Raw genomic sequence first — 17,438 nt, forward strand, 5'->3', positions numbered from 1 at the left:
GCTGTTTATTCTATGTTTTCCAACCATTTTTCGGTAATCACTCCATGGCCTGCAACAGTAGGATGAACTCCGTCTTCTCCTGTTAAATATTGGAAACTGTGTTTAATGCCGTAAGCATTCAACGGACCATCCAACGCTACAAAATCAGCTTGGAATTCTTCAGCTAATTTACGAGTGATTTGAATTCGTTGATCCAAGTCCACTCTCCAACTTGCTCGGTCTGTGGGATAAGGCAATACAAAAGGTTCCATTACCACAATTTGAGCACCTGTTTTTTCTTTGATGGCGCTCAATACTTCTCGATATTCTTGTTCGAATTGCTCCATTAGCACAGCTGACCCAAATTCTGCCGATCCTTCTTGGTGCCACGTATCGTTTATTCCGATCAAAATCGATACGACTGTTGGGTTTAACGAAATACAGTCTTCTACTAACCGTTTCTTCAAATCTGCTACCTTGTCGCCACTGATACCGCGGTTTAAAAAGGACAACTTTAATGCAGGGTATTCAGCTTGCAACCTGCCTGCCACCATCAACGGGTACCCTTTGCCTAAGTCATAAAAATCGTCACGGTCCCGACCAACATCTGTAATACTATCTCCAAAAAATAAAATACGCTCAGTTTGCTTTAATTTCATCTGTTCTCTCCATCTTTCCAGTAGTTTTTTGCAAATAATTGTACACCGCACCGACTAAATTGGCATCACTTTTAAACAAGCACGTTTCTACTTGAGGCATAAAAGGTGCTATTTGAACTTGAGTTAAAATGTCTTCAAATCGTTTATTTAATTGATCGATAATATCCGGTTTATTGGATACTCCGCCTCCCAGCAATACTAAGTCCGGATCGTAACTGTACTGCAAATTGAATATGCCGCGGGCTAAAGAGCTGTAAAATGTTTCTGTCTCTTCCATTGCTATTTCATCTCCAGCTTCTGCTAACTGAAAAACTTCCTCCCCGCTGATCTCCGATTTCGGTATTCCCTTGCGCTCTGCATAGCGTCCAGCCATTTTTACAGCCGTCCCCAGCTGGCTGAATGTTTGAGTCTCCGTTAACAACGTGTAGCCGAATTCCCCGCCAAATAAATGAGCTCCATGTTGAACCTCACCATCTACGATCACCGATCCTCCAATTCCAGTTCCAACCACTACCATCAATACATTCTTCAAGCCTTTAGCGGAGCCTCGCCACACTTCTGCTAAAGCCGCACAGTTAGCATCATTTTCGATAGCTACCTTGTACCCTAACAACTCTTCCAATTCCTCATAAATTGGAAAGTGGTGTAAATAGGGTAATGCACTGGCTCCCTCAATGACTCTTCCAATTTGATTGACCGCCCCTGGAGCACTAAACGTTACACCATCAATAACGTATTTTTCAGCCATTTCTTCTTTTACGCGCTGCAATTCTGCTTTCATTCCATCCCAAGTACGAGGCGACTTAAAACTGCCTTTATGACTCAACGCATCATTTTCCCAGATTCCATACTTGACAGAAGTCCCTCCAATATCAAAAGCTGCTATTCCCATTTCTTGTCCTCCAATGAATCGTTACTTTTCAAATAAAACATATTGCTGGTAAAGTCGCCATGACGATTGAATTTCCAAGTAGGCTCTATACCGTTAGTCACATCATCTGCAAATAATAATCCGATAGCCATCAAATCATCTCCATACCGGCTTTGATTTATCGGCTCTACAATATACATTGTTTCCGGATTCAAACCTGTTAATTTCAAGCGTTCATAAGCTGGATTTGGCGTCGCTAAAATTTGGTAATACCCTACCAATGCTTCAGATTGGTCTTTTGAAACCAGCATCCAAGCAACAGTGTTCCCGTCAAATGGACTCTCTAAACGATAAAATGTCCCTTGTTGGACTAATGCGCGATGTTTTTTGAAGAATTGAATATGATGACGAATAGATTCTTTATCAGCATCACTCAATGTTGTGATGTCCATTTCGTAACCAAATGTCCCAAAATAAGCTACGTTTGACCTTATATCCATTGAAGTCACTCGTCCGACTTGATGATTAGGGACTGCCGAAACATGGCTTCCGATACTGGACAAAGGATACACCATCGAAGTTCCGTATTGGATCTTCAAACGTTCTACAGCATCTGTATCATCACTAGCCCAAGCTTGCGGCGCATAATACAGCATACCCGGATCATTACGCGCTCCTCCGCCTGCACAAGATTCAAACAAAATATCCGGATATTTAGTAATCAATCGCTCATACAACTCGTATACACCTAGAATATACCGATGATAAACTTCTCCTTGTTGTTCTGGCGGCAAAGCGTCTGAATAAGCTTCTGAAATATAGCGGTTCATATCCCATTTGATGTAATCAACTTGCGCATCGTGCAGGATTGCGTCCATTTGCTGGAAGATTGAATCGACCACTTCAGGTCTGGAAAAATCAAGAACAAATTGGTTTCTGCCGTGAGAAATATTTTTCCCTGGAACGCCAATGACCCAGTCTGAGTGTTCATCATGGAGAGGTGTATTTTTGCTCACCATTTCCGGTTCGAACCATAATCCAAACTTCAATCCCAATTGATGGATTTTTTCAGACAATCCTTTGATTCCATTAGACAATTTAGTTTTGTCTTCTACCCAATCCCCTAATGAACTGGTATCATCATCACGTTTCCCGAACCAACCGTCATCCAGCACAAATAATTCCATGCCCAATTCAGCTCCATTTCGAGCAATTTCAAGGATCTTTTCCTCGTTGAAATCAAAATAAGTTGCTTCCCAGTTATTAATCAGAATTGGCCGCTCTTTATCGCGCCACCGGCCTCTCGCTAAACGTGTCCGATATAACTCGTGATAAGTCTGGCTCATGCCATTTAAACCTGCATCAGAATAAACTAACACTGCTTCAGGGGTTTGGAAGAAATCGCCTTCATTTAATTGCCAGTTGAATCGGAAAGGATTGATTCCCAACATGGCTCTCGTTACATGATACGTATCGACTTCTACCTGAGCTGTAAAATTGCCGCTGTAGATCAAACTGAACCCGTAGACTTCCCCATTTAATTCGGTCGTCTCAGGTCGTACTAAAGCCATAAAAGGATTATGTGCATGACTGCTGGCTCCACGTGCACTGGAAACAGATTGCAATCCTGTATGAAGCGCTTTTCGCTCCACATGCGTTTCTCTGGCCCAAGCTCCATTCAAATGCAGCAATTCAAAGTCAGCATCAGGAAAATCAACGCTGGCACTCATCGCATTTTCCAATTGGATTGTTGTTGTTCCGCGATTAATAAAACAAGCGCTTCTGGTGATAGCAGAAAATGTAGAAAAGATGGTGTAGTTCAACTGCACTTCTAATTCTGAATAAATATCTTTCAAGATAATGGTGAGAGTTTCGGCTTCTTCTTTACTGTCGACATATGTAGCTGGAAGACCTTCTAAAGTTGGTTTTCCTTTTGATATTGTGTAAGATGCATATTCAAGATGAGTAACTTGATCTCCAGACGGCCATTTAATTTGATGAGCCGGGTATCTAAAATCGGTCGTTCCGAAGCTTGGGTATTCTTGTTTGATGTGTTCTAAAGAAGAGGTATGATTCCCTTCATACAAGTTATTCGCTGGACGGTTTTCCCGTTCAACAAGATAGAAAAAGGATTTTCTGTGTTGAATTTTTTTACCAAAGTATAATTGTTCCAATTGATGAGTGGTTGGATCTACTCTAAAAATGTAGCTGACAGCTTGGTTGCTCAAGTGAAATTCGTTTGCTGCTTCGTTGATGTGAATGAATTGAAATTCTTTCAATTAGAATACCTCTCTTTTTCTACTATTTTTAACTCCATTTTATAAATCGCTTACATTTGTTTGCGACCCTTTTCGCCCAAATTATATTACACATCCAATTTTTAGTAAAGATATATTTTTAGATAATATGTATAGACTAATAGTCATTTCTTAAACAGCACAGTAAAAGAAGAAGTTCTTTTCGATTCTAACTTCTTCTTTTGTACAAAACAAGCTGCTCTTTTTTCCGCTACCAAACTGCGATATGCCCATCTGCTCTAGATTCTGTTCCACCGACCAGTACGCCATTTTCCTGTCGCAAAATGACTTGACCTCTTCCAAATGAACCGCTGCTGGTCGCGATTTGTACCTGGTGGCCTCTCTTCAGCAATTCTTGAATCACGGGATAAGGAAAGTGAGGTTCCACTAGAATCTTCTTCTCTTCCAGCCATTGCCAACGAGGAGCATCTAATGCATCTTGAGGATTCAACTGAAAATCGATCATACTGCTCAACACTTGCAGATGAGCTTGAGGCTGCATGCCTCCACCCATGACCCCAAATGGTCCGATTGCTGCTCCATCTCTTGTCAGAAATCCAGGAATAATGGTATGAAACGGTCTTTTCCCAGGGAGCAACACATTGGGATGATTTTCATCCAACGAGAACTGGTTGCCTCGATTGTGCAAACTGATTCCTAAACCAGGCACAACGGCTCCCGAACCGAAACCAGCGTAATTGCTTTGGATATAAGAAATCATATTTCCTTCCTCATCCGCCGCAGCTAAATAAACCGTACCAGGGTTATCAAATTTACCAGGCTCTGGCAAAATGGCAGTATCATTTACTAAATCTGCTCGATTTTTGGCATACTCTTTTGATAACATGGCTTCAATTTTAGTTTCCATTGTTCTAGAATCTGCAATATAACGTAAGCCGTCACTAAATGCCAACTTGATCGCTTCAATTTGTTTGTGATAGGTATCTGGATTCTCTTTGTCTTTTAACTCCAATTGCTCTAAAATATTTAAAGCCATCAATACTACAATTCCTTGTCCGTTTGGTGGCATCTCCCAAACATCGTACCCTTTATAATTTGTCGAAATAGGCTCTATCCATTCAACTTGGTGGTTCGCTAAATCTTCTTTGCGTAAATAGCCTTCGTGCTTTTTAGAAAAAGCATCGATTTCATCCGCTATCCACCCCTGATAAAAAGCTTCCGCATTCGTAGCCCCTATTTCTCGCAGCGTTTTAGCATGCCCTTTTGAAGACCACATTTCGCCGGCTTTGATGGGTTGCCCATTCGGACAAAACGTCTCAAACCACGTTTGCAGCACTGGATATTTTTCCAGCTGTTTGGAGAAAATATGATAGGTTCTCTCCCACGCTTCAGCAATCTTACTGGTAACAGGATGTCCTTCATCTGCAATCACCGCTGCCGGTTCCAACACCTCGCTTAAAGAGAGATTACCGAATTTTTCTGCTAAAGCAGCCCAGCCGCTCGGAACGCCGGGTACAGTGACTGGATCCAGACCATAGCGAGCAATTTCCGTTCCTTTTTGCTTTAAAGTTTCGTGCAGCATCAAGCCAGGAGCTGATCCACTTGAATTCAAGCCATACATTTCCCCTTTGTACCAAATAATGGCAAAACTATCTCCACCGATTCCATTTGCAGAAGGTTCGACGACAGTTAGTGTTGCTGCTGCAGCCAAAATCGCATCAATCGCGTTTCCGCCTTTTTTCAACATCTCTAATCCTGCTTGAGAAGCTAACGGATGTGTCGTCGAAACCATGCCTTTTTTTCCATAAACCAATTCTCTTCTAGATGAATAGTGAAACGAGCTTGAATCAAATTGCATTTAATATCCCCCTATGTAAAAAGAGAAATTCACTGGAGGCTAGTCATACCTCTAGTGAATTTGTCTTTTCTTGTATAATTCATTTTTTAACGTTAATTTTGGACAACTTCAATTTTATAACCGTCTGGATCCATGATGAAGAAGTACGTTGCTGCTCCATCAGACAGTCCTTTGATGTCCGTGATGTCGCAATTTTTAGCTTTGTATTCTTCATGTACAGCATTTAAATCGTCTACACCGATGGCAATATGTCCATAGCCGTTTCCTAAGTCGTACGCTTCAGCGCTGTAATTATACGTTAATTCTAGTTCATAGCCGCCTTCTTCAAATGCTAGGTAAACCAGTGTAAACTTAAATTCAGGGTAATCTAAGCGACGCATTTCTTTCATGCCTAAAATAGTTGTATAGAACTCTACCGATTTTTCCAAATCTTGTACTCGGTAACAAGTGTGAATCATTTTAGTAGCCATTTCAACATTCTCCTCTATTCAGTGATCTTATTGTTTCTTTTTCTATTTTAACGTAACTCACGAAAAGATTCAAAAAACGCGTTCTCTTTCTTTAACCTAGCACTATCATTTCTACCAACAGTCGAACACTAGCGGACATGCCTTCATCTTTGGGAACATAATCTAAAATACTGAACTCCAAAAACGACACTCTCCTTCATGATGTTATTTCTTTTAGTGTAACAGAAAAAAAGACTACTCATGCAATTCTAAAGGCAAACCATCTGGATCCCTAAAGAAAGTAAATTTTCCGCCTGTGAATTCATCTACTCGAATCGCTTCTGTTTCGATGCCTTTTTGATTCAGCTCTGCAACTGTTTCTTCAATATTTTCGATATAAAAACACAAATGTCTGAGTCCTGTTGCTTCAGGACCACTGGATCTTTTGGGCGGATTTGGAAAAGAGAACAACTCGATTTCGCTATCTCCAATTTTGAGATCTAATTTGTAAGAATCTCTTTCTGCTCGATAGTTTTCGCGAATGATTTCCAACCCCAGTAATTCAGTATAAAAACGCTTGGATACTTCATAATCAGAAGCAATGATCGCTACATGATGAATGTGTGAAAAATGCATATTTTTTTCCTCCTTAGTAAAAAGGCTCCTCAATCAACTAGACTGAGGAGCCTTGGTTGCTCATTCAATTATCCTTTATTTTCTGCTAGAATACCATCAATTTCACTTAATTCCTCTTTAGTAAAGGTTAGATTATCTAGAGCCTTAACATTATCTTCCAGTTGCAAAACGCGACTTGCCCCCACTAAGACACTGGTTACTTTGCCGTCTCGTAAGATCCAAGCAATGGCTATTTCTGCTAACGTTTGTCCACGACGTTTAGCAACTTCATTCAATGCTTGCGATTGCGTAATTTTTTTGTGGACCTGGTCAGTATTTAAAAATGGACTTGATGTCCGACTAGCACGTGAGTCTTCTGGAACACCATTTAAGTAACGATCTGTTAATAATCCTTGCGCTAACGGGCTATACGCTATACTACCTGTTCCATTTTCAGTTAAAATATCTTGCAGCCCCTCTTCTATCCATCGGTTATACATGTTGTAAGAAGGCTGGTGAATAATGAACGGTGTCTTTAATTCTTTGAAAATACTCGTTATCTCAGCAGTCTGTTCAGCAGAGTAGTTGGAGATTCCTACATATAATGTTTTTCCTTGACGGACCATCAAATCCAATGCTTGAGCTGTTTCTTCAAAAGGTGTTTCTGGATCAGGACGGTGTGAATAAAAGATATCGACATACTCCAATCCCATCCGTTTCAAACTTTGATCTATACTAGCCGTCACATTTTTCTTTGAGCCGAATTCTCCATATGGGCCTGGCCACATGTAATAACCAGCTTTACTGGAAATGATCAATTCATCACGGTACGGTTTTAAATCTTTTTCGTAGATTCGTCCAAAGTTTTCTTCAGCACTTCCTGCTGGCGGACCATAATTATTCGCTAAATCAAAATGCGTGATACCTAAATCAAAAGCTCTCCGCACAATCGCTTGGCTTTTATCAAATAAATCTACATCACCAAAGTTGTGCCACATTCCCAATGAAATAGCCGGTAATTTTAACCCGCTCTTTCCTACTCGATTGTAAATCATCTTATCGTAACGATTTTCTGCTGCTTGATATATCACATGTCCCACTCCTTATTCTATTGTGTTGTTGTCAATCTCTTTATACAAGTACGTTAAAAATAAGCCTTTCTTTTTTTCGACAGTGCATCGGCAAACAATTGAATCGTTTTTTCTCTACGTGCATTATTATCTATATTGGGGATCAACATCACTTCATCCGCCTGATACTCTTCAGCCATTTGACTCACCTTTTCTACTACCTGTTCCGCGGAACCAATAATAGCTTCTTGAAGAGGAGAAATTACGGATGAATCTTGATTCAATTGGTTCCATTGAGCAAATTCCTTTTTCAATTGTTCATTTTCCTCTGAACTTTCTCCAATTGCAATGAAAACTCCCAGTATCACTGTCGCCTTTTCCACTAATTCGCTTTTCACAAACTGTTCTCTGTATTTTTTGGCAGCCTCTTTCAATTCAATGCTCGGATTCAAATAATGAGCCGCAAAAAATCCCGCTCCTATATTTGCTGTTAGGCCAACACTCTGTGGATGACTGTTTAGAATGAAAATTTCCGGGCTCCCCGTTTGCATCAAGGCTGCATAAGAACTTTTTTCTTTCATTGTAATGGAAGAGCCCAACAATCTTTTGAGTTCATTCATTTCATTTGCAAATCGGGAAAATTCTGTCTTATTTTCATTTAAAGCTTTCGAAAACCATTGTCCGCTGCCAGCAACTTGTCCTATCCCAACGTCTATCCGACTATTTCTTACAATAGCCATCGTTTTGAAAGTATCCGCAATTTTTTCTCCATTGTAATAAGGAACCATAATTCCCGCAGAGCCAATACGAATGTCGTTTGTCGCAAGAGCTAAATGAGACATAACCAATTCCGGCGTACTTCCGACTATGACGGGATTAGAATCGTTTTCCGAAATCCAAAAGCGGGTGTAATTTAACGACTCTGCAAGTCTCGCCAGTTTTACTCTGTCATTCAGGCTTTTTCTAGTTGATACCGTTGTTTCTTTGGTAGAAAAATCTAAAACACTGTATTTCATTCAGCCACCTCATCATACTAAAATTCTATTTCATTATAGCACTAAAGAATCCGTTTACATATCATTTTATTTTCCCTTCCCTTACAAGAGGCTCTAAAAAAATAGGAAACTAAGGGTATATTTGTTGAACTATTCTATTCAATAAGCGATAATGAAGATGTAATAAAAGTCACTTGATTTATCATTTAAGTGCAGCAGGACAAAGCGTCGTTGAGAGAGGATGAGTGAAATGAACGCAAATACCCTAATTTTCAGTTCAGGATTCATGATGTTGTTTACCTCAGTATTTTTCCTGCATGCTCGCTTTTCTATGATGAAAAGAAAAGCTGTTCGTGTGCAAGTGCGAGTTCGTGACTCTGTAAACAGAAACAACAGATATTCAAGATAAACCATACTGCAGTCTTTGGCTAATGTGCTGAAGGCTGCTTTTTTAACACTACTTACATCAGATGAAGGAGTGATTAAATGACAAACCTTACTGATCGCTTAAATGAGCTGTTTCAACTTTTCTATTTGACTGCTTCAGCTCAACGCAATAAACCTCCGAATTATATTAGGCGGTCTACTTGCTTCTTCATCCAATTTCATTCTACTTAAAGGAGGGGATTGTCATTAATCTTTTGGGAGTTTACTACAAAAAGAAAGGTTAAGGTGATCCGACTATCTCGCTCAGCTGTGCGTTAACAGCTACCTATTATGTAACATAGAATGACTCTATCTACAGCGCACGTAAACAAGGAATAGTGATCCTTACACTTCTACTGCTGCTGAAGCAGCAAAAGTCCATTTGCGTGCCAGTTAGTTAAAAATTAATTCAAAAAAGGAACGCAATTTTAATTTGCGTTCCTTTTTGAAGATAATCTTACCTTAAAGGGAACACAACTTCTGATACACTCCCTACAAAGTAGACACTAGAAATAACAAAAATTTCTAAACTATTTTGTAGGGAGTGTTTTTTATTGTCTAAACGAGTTAAATTAAGCGCAGACGAAAAATTAGCCATCATTAAACCAATACTTGACGGTTGTTCTTCATTAAGATTTGTCAGTAAAGAAATGAACCTTCACGGTTCTGTAATTCAGACATGGATCCGCAAATATAAAGCTGATGGTTTTGAAGGACTAGTGGAATCGAAGACGTGGAAAAGGTACTCGAAAAACCTGAAAAAAATGGCGGTTGAAGACGTGGTTTTTCGAGGTTACTCTAAGAATAGTACGGTGAAAAAATATCATATTTCCAGTTTTTCAGTTCTACAACGATGGATTAACCTATATAATAGTGGAAAAGAACTAAAATCAACGAGTATGGGGAGATCTAAGACCACTATGACTAAAGGGCGTAAAACAACATTTGAAGAACGATTGGAAATCACACAATTTACTATTGCCAGAGACAATGACTATCAGGGGGCTATTGAAAAGTATGGTGTATCTTACCAACAAATCTATTCATGGGTTAAAAAATACCAACTTAAAGGGTCCGACGGACTTAAAGATCTTCGTGGTCAAAATAAACCAGAGAATGAATTAACGGATACTGAACGGTTGAAATTTCGTATTAAAGAACTTGAAGCACGAAATGAATATCTTGAAATGTAGAAAGATATTGAAAAAAAGTTGTTAGAGCTCAATCAAAGGTACGACCATTTTCGCTAAGTCGTCAAGAGACACAATACATTGTCGTGTTTGAGCTCCATCAAGAAAAAGGGTATTCTGTCTCAAAATTATGTAAAGCTGTAGAGGTTAGTAGAAGTTCCTACTATAAATGGTTACATCGATGTCCATCAGACGCAGAAAAAAAGAATGAGGCATTAGCTGCATCTATTCAGAAAATATTTGACGAATCTTATGGTATTTACGGTGTAGAACGGATGAAATGGGCTGTTTATCGTGAATTGAATGAGGTTGTTAATGTAAAACGGGTTCGCCGTTTAATGCGTTCTATGGGGTTGAAATCTGAAATTCGAAAGAAAAAACCAGAGTGGACAAAATCTATTCCTCTACATATCTCAGAAAATACTATTAACCGAGATTTTGAAGCTTCGAAACCGAACCAGAAATGGTTTACTGATGTGAGTTACCTATTTTATGGCAATCATGAAAAAGCTTATATCAGTGCAGTTATAGACCGTTATGATTTATCGATTGTTTCTTATATCATTAGTCAAAGAAACGATAATAAATTAGTGATGGATACCATCAAGTTAGCTATGCAAAAAAATCCAGCTGCACATCCAATTATTCATAGTGATCGAGGGTATCAATATACTTCTAATGATTATTTTGCCCTTAAAAATCAATTTGGTTTCAAAACTAGTATGTCACGTCCAAGCAAATGCTTGGATAATCAACCTATTGAATCCTTTTGGGGATCAATGAAGGCAGAATATTACTATCGTCATGATTTTGATACCTATGATCATCTTATAAACGGAATCGATGATTACATTCAATTTTATATGCATAAGCGTTATGTACCAAAATTTAACGGTTTAACTCCTTCGGAGTACCGTTCTTTAGCCTCATAAAAAAATACCACGTTGAGCATCTTATTCAATGTGGTAGGGTAAACAATTATTTTGTTTTTTAACCTGTCTACTTGACGGGGAGTGGTTCAGAATTTACCTCCTTCTGTTTATTATAATAGCGCTTTCAAAAAGAATTATACTCACTTATACGTACATGTAAAGAAAATATTCTATATTGTCCGAACAAATATTTGTTTGTGAATTTTTCTGCTTTTTTTATTGTTCTTGTCTATGTTTTTACCCTTCAAGCTTATTTATTACGATACTCAAAAAAATAATTGCACAGTTACCGTCTCATCTTCTATTTGCAAGAAGCGTTCTTATAGATCCCCAGTACAATCGAAATAATATACTTCACATCGTTGAAAGAGTATAATGAGTTCAATGAAATAAGATTCATTCTTTATTGCTCACCTACACACAATCTTTTTTTATTCTTTGGTTCTTTAAAAGGAGGATCAGTCTTATGGAATTTCATCACAGACAACCTATGTTTCCCACCTTATTTTGGCTCATCCTTTATCTTCTTTTGGCCACCTTTATCGGAAATTATGCTCAAACAGATCGAGAAGTTTATTTAATTGGAGCAGTTCCACAGTTATTGTTAGCATCGCTATGTTTCCTTTATCTTTATAGAACCGGTTTAAGCACCGAAATAGGTTTGACAACTCCAGCCACTGAATCCAACAAAATAATGCTTTACTATTTGCCACTTTTTTTCATCTCTGGTATTTCACTTTTTTATGGTTTTCAAACATCACTGCCTTTACTTGATGTTCTAGCGCTCTTAGGTCTTTATACAGCAGTAAGCTTTATGGAAGAAGTCATTTTCCGTGGATTAATGTTCAATGCTTTAAGCCGTAAGTGGAAACATTTAACGGTTGTTCTCTTCATTAGTTCAACTTTTGCTTTCGGTCATATCATCAGTCTTGTTGCTACCCAGATGACAGGCTACGAAACATCTCTTCAAATTATGAACGCCTTTGTAGTCGGCTTTTTGTTTATGGTAGTCATGATTTCTTCGCGCAATTTAAAAGTCTGCATTCTAGCGCACATTCTTTACAATTTTTTGGCGAGTATTTCTAATGTAGGTTCAACTCGAATAGAAGTAGTTGTCGTTACTACAATCATTGCGGTTTTGTATACTGCTTATTTATGGAAAAATGCCATCCATCTTAAAGGTTATTTAAATGAGCGAGCTGTCTTTTGAAATGGAACAATTCTAGATACAAAAAAGTATCACGCTACCTATCAACAGCAGCGTGATACTTTTTTCTTTTTTACTTAATTTTTTGAGGGAGTTATCTTATTTTATAGCTTTTCCCCATCAAAGTTACCATCCAAAGCTTTTTGAGCGAGAACATTCAAATAGTTCCATGGACGGTTGAATCCTGGTTGGAAGAAGAAGTCGGCAAACGCTAATTGTTCTAGTGTCCAACCGGATGAAATAGCTACAGAAATCACATTGATTGAAGCTGTCACATCATATGTTGACATCAATTGAGCACCGACAATGCGGTGGCTTTCTTTTTCGAAATGAATCTTCATCATCACTTTTTCGTCATCAATAAATGTAGGACGAATATTTTCTACTACAAAAGTACTTTCTACTTCAGCATCAATAGAATCTTGATCGATGTCTTTCACACCTGTAGAAGCTAATTTGTAGTCGAACAATGTTAATCCAGATGTTCCAGATACTTCAGGCATTTTAATTTTTTTATCTAAAATGTTCTTAGCTGCAATAACTCCCTGGCGACGAGCATTTGAAGCTAGAGCAATCAGTTTAGATCCATGATTTGGAGCAAACGGGATTTTAGTAGCATCTCCCATTGCAAAGATGTCTTTTTCAGAAGTTTCTAAGTACTCATCGATTGCTACAGTTCCATCTTGGTTCAACTCAACAATGCCTTGAAGCCATTTCGTATTAGGACGAACCCCAACAGCCATAATAACGGTGTCTGCTTCGTATTCGCCTTTATCTGTAACGACTTTAGTTACTGTTCCGTTTTCTCCAATGACTTCTTTAACCATTTCACTTGTACGGACAGTCAATCCATTTTCTTGCATATTCTCATTCAATACATCTACGAATTCTTTATCTAAATAAGTGTTTAACACTCGATCTAAAGAATCGATAACCGTAGTTTTGATACCAGCTTTAGCAAATGCTTCAGCCACCTCGATACCAATGTATCCTCCACCTACAACAACGGCCTTTTTAGATTGGCCCATACGTGTTTTAACTTTTTCAGCCCAGTTACGGCCCCGTACATAATAGATATTATCTAAATCAACACCTGGAATAGGAATTCTAACCGGCATGGCTCCTGGAGAAATGATCAATTTGTCATAACTCTCTTCTGTTTCTCCATCACTTGTTTTTACAGTAATTGTTTTAGCTTGTGGATCGATTCCCACAACATCACTATTCATATGAACATTTACTTTTTGTTCGATATAAGAACCTTCTGTTGCATAATGTAGGCTATCTAGCGAATCGGCTACTCCTTCTAAGTAACTTTGAATCCCACAAGATAAGAATGAAGCTGTGTCTCCACGTTCGTACAAATGCAATTCAGCATCTGGCTGTTCTTTCAACAACGTTTGAATTGACTCATAACCAGCATGAGATGTTCCTACAACAATAATTTTCACTTCAATTGCCTCCAATAAACTATTTTTTGTTACAGAATGCACCATACCATTAATTTAGATTTTTATAAAATGATATGCATAAGATGTTCGTGTTTTACCGATTTTCAGATTAAAAATCCTTTTATATCTATTAAAAAGGCAGATAAGTATTCAATTTATTCTATCCATATATGAAAGCGGTATACTTAAATTCGTACAAAAAAAGACCATTCAGCTAGTTACCCTTTACTGAATAGTCTTATAAAATTTTTATGCGGCTGAGAAGAGTCGAACTTCCACCAACAATTGTTGACTGCCCCCTCAAGGCAGCGCGTCTACCATTCCGCCACAGCCGCTTATCGCAACACAACCAATTTTAACAATATTTCAAAAAATTGTAAAGCTGGTTTTTATTGCGATATTTAGAAAAAATTATTTAACATCACTCAATATAAACTGAATCACTTTATTTTCCCCATTGAGAAGGATTTTTACGCCATTCTTCTAACAACTGCTTTTCTTCCGAGTCAATAGTGCCTTTTTCTACAGCTTGTTCGATTAAAGTCGTATAGTTTGAAAGTGTGTGTATCTCAAATCCAGCTTTTTCGAAATTTTCTTTCGCTGCAGGAAGTTGATAGCTGAATATTGCTGCACATCCTAAAACTTCTCCGCCAGCTTGTTGAATGGCTAATGCAGCATCAATGACACTTCCACCTGTGGAAATCAAATCTTCAATACAAACCACTTTTTGTCCACTTTGAAGGCGGCCTTCGATTTGATTTTGTTTGCCATGGTCTTTAGCTTTACCACGGACATAAATCATCGGCAAATCTAATTCTTCCGCCAACCAAGCAGCATGAGGAATCCCAGCTGTAGCCGTTCCAGCAATCACTTCCCCATCTGGATAAAATTGTCGCATCAAATCGGCTAACCCTTTAGCGATTTCTTTTCGCACTGATGGGTAACTCATCGTAATACGATTATCGCAGTAGATTGGACTTTTGATACCGCTCGCCCAAGTAAAAGGTACTTTCGGGCTCAAACTGACTGCCTCACATTCCAATAATAAATCTGCAAATTTAGTCTCTTGATTCATCTTATTTCTCCCCATTCCATTGGTTGGTGATATTTTTATAAGCTATTACTGGGTTTTCAGATTGTGCAATCGGACGTCCCACAACAATATGAGTAGCTCCTTCTTTTAACGCTAACTCAGGCGTAGCTACACGTTTTTGATCTCCAATGTCAGCTCCTGCAGGTCTAATGCCGGGAGTCACACATAAAAATCCTTGACCAGTCGCTTCATGAATCATGCGAGCTTCTAGTGCTGAACACACTACTCCATCCAATCCCGCTTGATAAGCCAATTTGGCATATTGAGTGACACTTTCTTCTAACGAATGTCCAATCAGTTGTTCGTTTTGCATTGCTTCTTCTGTAGTAGAAGTCAGCTGAGTTACAGCAATCAGTAATGGACGATTACTCCCTTTTTTGGTTCCTTCTTCCAACCCTCTCATGGCCGCTTCCATCATCTCTTTTCCACCAGCTGCGTGTACATTTACCATATCCACTTCTAAAGTTGCCAAAACTTTCATCGCTCGATAAACAGTATTGGGGATATCATGCAATTTTAGGTCCAAAAAGATTTGATGGCCTTTATCCTTTAAGTCACGTATCAAACTTGGACCTTCACTGTAATACAATTCCATCCCAACTTTTAAAAATAAGGATTCTTGTTCGAAAGACTCTAGAAAAGACATTGCTTCTGCTTTAGACGGCACATCTAAAGCAATAATAGGTTTGGTCATCATTTGTTTATCCTCCATGTCGGTTTGGTTTCGGTTTGTTCTTCCAGTAAAGTAGCTACATATGACACTTCATATGCTGTTGTAGTAGAGCTGCGAGGCCTAGCAATTTTGCAAAAAAGATAAAATTTTATGAACAACCTCTCGCTTACGCTCAATCTTGTACTGTTCGACTAAACCAGCTGAAGCTGGAAGTCTCCCAGCAAAAAAAGCGCTCCTAGCCTGTAGATGGGCATAGGAGCGCAAAGAGAGCGTAGCTTTTCCGCACTTCCTTTCAGCCTCACAGGACTCAATTAAGGAAATCTTTTGTATTTCATTGGTTCTAATCTTAGCGAACTGAACAGGGGTTGTCAACGGAAAATTTATACTTGCCAGAATGAAAAATTATGGCTATACTGTGTGAGAACTAAAATAAAGGATGTCAGAGAGCATCCATTTTAAGGAGAGATGTCGTTATGGCTAGTACAACTATGCCCAAAAATAAACAGAAAGCCCTCTTTGCGGCCTTAGCCGGATCTGGGATGGACGATTTGAATGTCATGTTTTTGTCATTCGCTTTATCTTCCATCATCACAGATCTTGGTATTACAGGCGCCCAAGGAGGGTTTATTTCTACTATCACGAACCTCGGTATGCTATTAGGCGGCCTAGTGTTCGGTGTGTTAGCAGATCGCAAAGGAAACCTTAAATTATTCAAATGGTCGATCCTGATCTTTTCACTCGCCACAGCAGCCTTGTTCTTCGCAGATTCGTTCTTCTGGGTTTGTGTCCTCCGTTTTATTGCGGGAATTGGAGCTGGTGGAGAATACGGAATTGCAATGAGCATCATTGCTAAAGTATCGCCTCCGGAAAAATTAGGTGTCATGTCTTCTTGGAACGGCGTCGCTGGTCAAATAGGATCCATTGCAGCTGCTTTATTAGCAGGAGCCATAATTCCGCTGCTTGGTTGGAGAGCTTTATTCTTATTCGGATTAATCCCGATTCTCTTAGTCATTTGGCTGCACGCTTCGGTGGATGGGGAGTTTGAACTGATGGCCTCTGCTGAAGAAATCACAAAAGAAAAACCTTCCTTAAAAGAATTGTTTAAAACAAAAGAATTAACACGAACCACTATTGCTTTAATGTTTATGGCCACCGTTCAAATTGCCGGCTACTTTGGTCTGATGAACTGGCTTCCTTCCATCCTGCAAAAACAAATGGGACTGTCTGTTACTGGCTCTTCTCTTTGGATGGTCGTGACGATTGTCGGAATGTGTGCCGGAATGCTGACTTTCGGACGTTTACTGGACAAATTTGGACCACGCATCATCTTCGCTCTGTTTTTATTGGTAGCAGCTGCCTCAGTCTTCCTGTTTGTCTACGCCAATAGCCAATTGACATTATTGTTTGGCGGAGCATTTGTCGGGTTCTTCGTAAATGGGATGTTCCCAGGTTATGGAGCTGTCGTAAGCCAACTGTATCCTGCACGAATCCACTCTATCGCAAACAATGCTGTATTAAACGTAGGTCGAGCAATCGGCGGTTTCTCTTCACTTGTAATTGGTTTTCTGATGGACAATTACAATTTACTGATCGTCATGGGATTCTTATCGGTCTTGTATCTAACAAGCTTTGTCGTAATGATGACGATTCCTGGATTGAAAAAGAATGCTTATATGACTGTTCGCGCAAAAGCAGTTGAAGTTTAAAAACTA

Annotated in this window: 15 protein-coding genes and 1 tRNA gene; 4 read left to right on the forward strand and 12 right to left on the reverse strand. The window is 39.0% G+C overall.

Features of this window, described 5'->3' with window-relative positions; genetic code table 11:
* Window positions 1–5: 5 nt before the first annotated feature.
* From ACEN36_RS07855 to ACEN36_RS07890, 8 genes are all read right to left on the reverse strand, one after another.
* Window positions 6–638 (reverse strand): SGNH/GDSL hydrolase family protein, encoded by a 633-nt coding sequence (locus ACEN36_RS07855; RefSeq protein WP_407126317.1) that lies wholly within the window; start codon window positions 636–638, stop codon window positions 6–8.
* Window positions 619–1,530 carry an ROK family protein gene (locus tag ACEN36_RS07860; RefSeq protein WP_407126318.1) on the reverse strand — a complete coding sequence of 304 codons (912 nt, stop codon included), beginning with the start codon at window positions 1,528–1,530 and terminating at the stop codon, window positions 619–621. Before ACEN36_RS07860 ends, ACEN36_RS07855 begins: the two co-directional genes overlap by 20 nt.
* Window positions 1,521–3,788, reverse strand: a complete 2,268-nt coding sequence (locus tag ACEN36_RS07865; protein ID WP_407126319.1) for an alpha-galactosidase — start codon at window positions 3,786–3,788, stop codon at window positions 1,521–1,523. The genes ACEN36_RS07860 and ACEN36_RS07865 overlap by 10 nt, the downstream gene beginning before the upstream one ends.
* A 229-nt stretch (window positions 3,789–4,017) precedes the next feature.
* On the reverse strand, window positions 4,018–5,625 hold the full coding sequence (locus tag ACEN36_RS07870; protein WP_407126320.1) for a gamma-glutamyltransferase family protein: 1,608 nt from the start codon (window positions 5,623–5,625) through the stop codon (window positions 4,018–4,020).
* Window positions 5,626–5,717: 92 nt separating this feature from the next.
* Window positions 5,718–6,095, reverse strand: coding sequence for a VOC family protein (locus ACEN36_RS07875; protein WP_407097550.1), 378 nt, complete (start codon window positions 6,093–6,095; stop codon window positions 5,718–5,720).
* 234 nt (window positions 6,096–6,329) lie between these two features.
* A complete protein-coding gene (locus ACEN36_RS07880; RefSeq protein WP_407097551.1) occupies window positions 6,330–6,710 on the reverse strand; it encodes a VOC family protein in 381 nt (126 codons plus the stop codon).
* A gap of 68 nt (window positions 6,711–6,778) precedes the next feature.
* Window positions 6,779–7,777 carry an L-glyceraldehyde 3-phosphate reductase gene (gene mgrA / locus ACEN36_RS07885; protein WP_407126338.1) on the reverse strand — a complete coding sequence of 333 codons (999 nt, stop codon included), beginning with the start codon at window positions 7,775–7,777 and terminating at the stop codon, window positions 6,779–6,781.
* 56 nt (window positions 7,778–7,833) lie between these two features.
* Window positions 7,834–8,775: an MsnO8 family LLM class oxidoreductase gene (locus tag ACEN36_RS07890; protein ID WP_407102565.1), complete on the reverse strand. Its 942-nt coding sequence runs from the start codon at window positions 8,773–8,775 to the stop codon at window positions 7,834–7,836.
* A 959-nt stretch (window positions 8,776–9,734) separates the two neighbouring features.
* Here ACEN36_RS07890 and ACEN36_RS07895 point away from each other — a divergent pair.
* The 3 genes from ACEN36_RS07895 to ACEN36_RS07905 all read left to right on the forward strand — a co-directional run bounded on the left by ACEN36_RS07895 (window position 9,735) and on the right by ACEN36_RS07905 (window position 12,512).
* Entirely contained in the window at window positions 9,735–10,373 is a 639-nt protein-coding gene (locus tag ACEN36_RS07895; RefSeq protein WP_407126321.1) for a transposase, read from the forward strand.
* Window positions 10,374–10,450: 77 nt separating this feature from the next.
* On the forward strand, window positions 10,451–11,302 hold the full coding sequence (locus tag ACEN36_RS07900; protein ID WP_407103305.1) for an IS3 family transposase: 852 nt from the start codon (window positions 10,451–10,453) through the stop codon (window positions 11,300–11,302).
* Between the two features lie 466 nt (window positions 11,303–11,768).
* The gene (locus ACEN36_RS07905; protein ID WP_407126322.1) at window positions 11,769–12,512 is read left to right on the forward strand and encodes a CPBP family intramembrane glutamic endopeptidase; all 744 of its coding nucleotides are present in this window, start codon (window positions 11,769–11,771) and stop codon (window positions 12,510–12,512) included.
* A gap of 101 nt (window positions 12,513–12,613) precedes the next feature.
* Here ACEN36_RS07905 and ACEN36_RS07910 read toward each other — a convergent pair whose 3' ends face one another.
* From ACEN36_RS07910 to pyrF, 4 genes are all read right to left on the reverse strand, one after another.
* Window positions 12,614–13,960, reverse strand: coding sequence for an FAD-dependent oxidoreductase (locus ACEN36_RS07910; protein ID WP_407126323.1), 1,347 nt, complete (start codon window positions 13,958–13,960; stop codon window positions 12,614–12,616).
* Window positions 13,961–14,212: 252 nt separating this feature from the next.
* Window positions 14,213–14,295, reverse strand: a tRNA-Leu gene (locus ACEN36_RS07915).
* A gap of 110 nt (window positions 14,296–14,405) precedes the next feature.
* Window positions 14,406–15,035: an orotate phosphoribosyltransferase gene (pyrE, locus tag ACEN36_RS07920; RefSeq protein ID WP_407126324.1), complete on the reverse strand. Its 630-nt coding sequence runs from the start codon at window positions 15,033–15,035 to the stop codon at window positions 14,406–14,408.
* A 1-nt stretch (window position 15,036) separates the two neighbouring features.
* Window positions 15,037–15,750, reverse strand: a complete 714-nt coding sequence (gene pyrF, locus ACEN36_RS07925; protein ID WP_407126325.1) for an orotidine-5'-phosphate decarboxylase — start codon at window positions 15,748–15,750, stop codon at window positions 15,037–15,039.
* 449 nt (window positions 15,751–16,199) lie between these two features.
* Here pyrF and ACEN36_RS07930 point away from each other — a divergent pair, with 449 nt between their 5' ends.
* Window positions 16,200–17,432, forward strand: coding sequence for an MFS transporter (locus ACEN36_RS07930; protein WP_407126326.1), 1,233 nt, complete (start codon window positions 16,200–16,202; stop codon window positions 17,430–17,432).
* Window positions 17,433–17,438: the final 6 nt, after the last annotated feature.

It is taken from the genome of Desemzia sp. FAM 23989, from assembly GCF_045528345.1.
GTDB lineage: Bacteria > Bacillota > Bacilli > Lactobacillales > Carnobacteriaceae > Desemzia.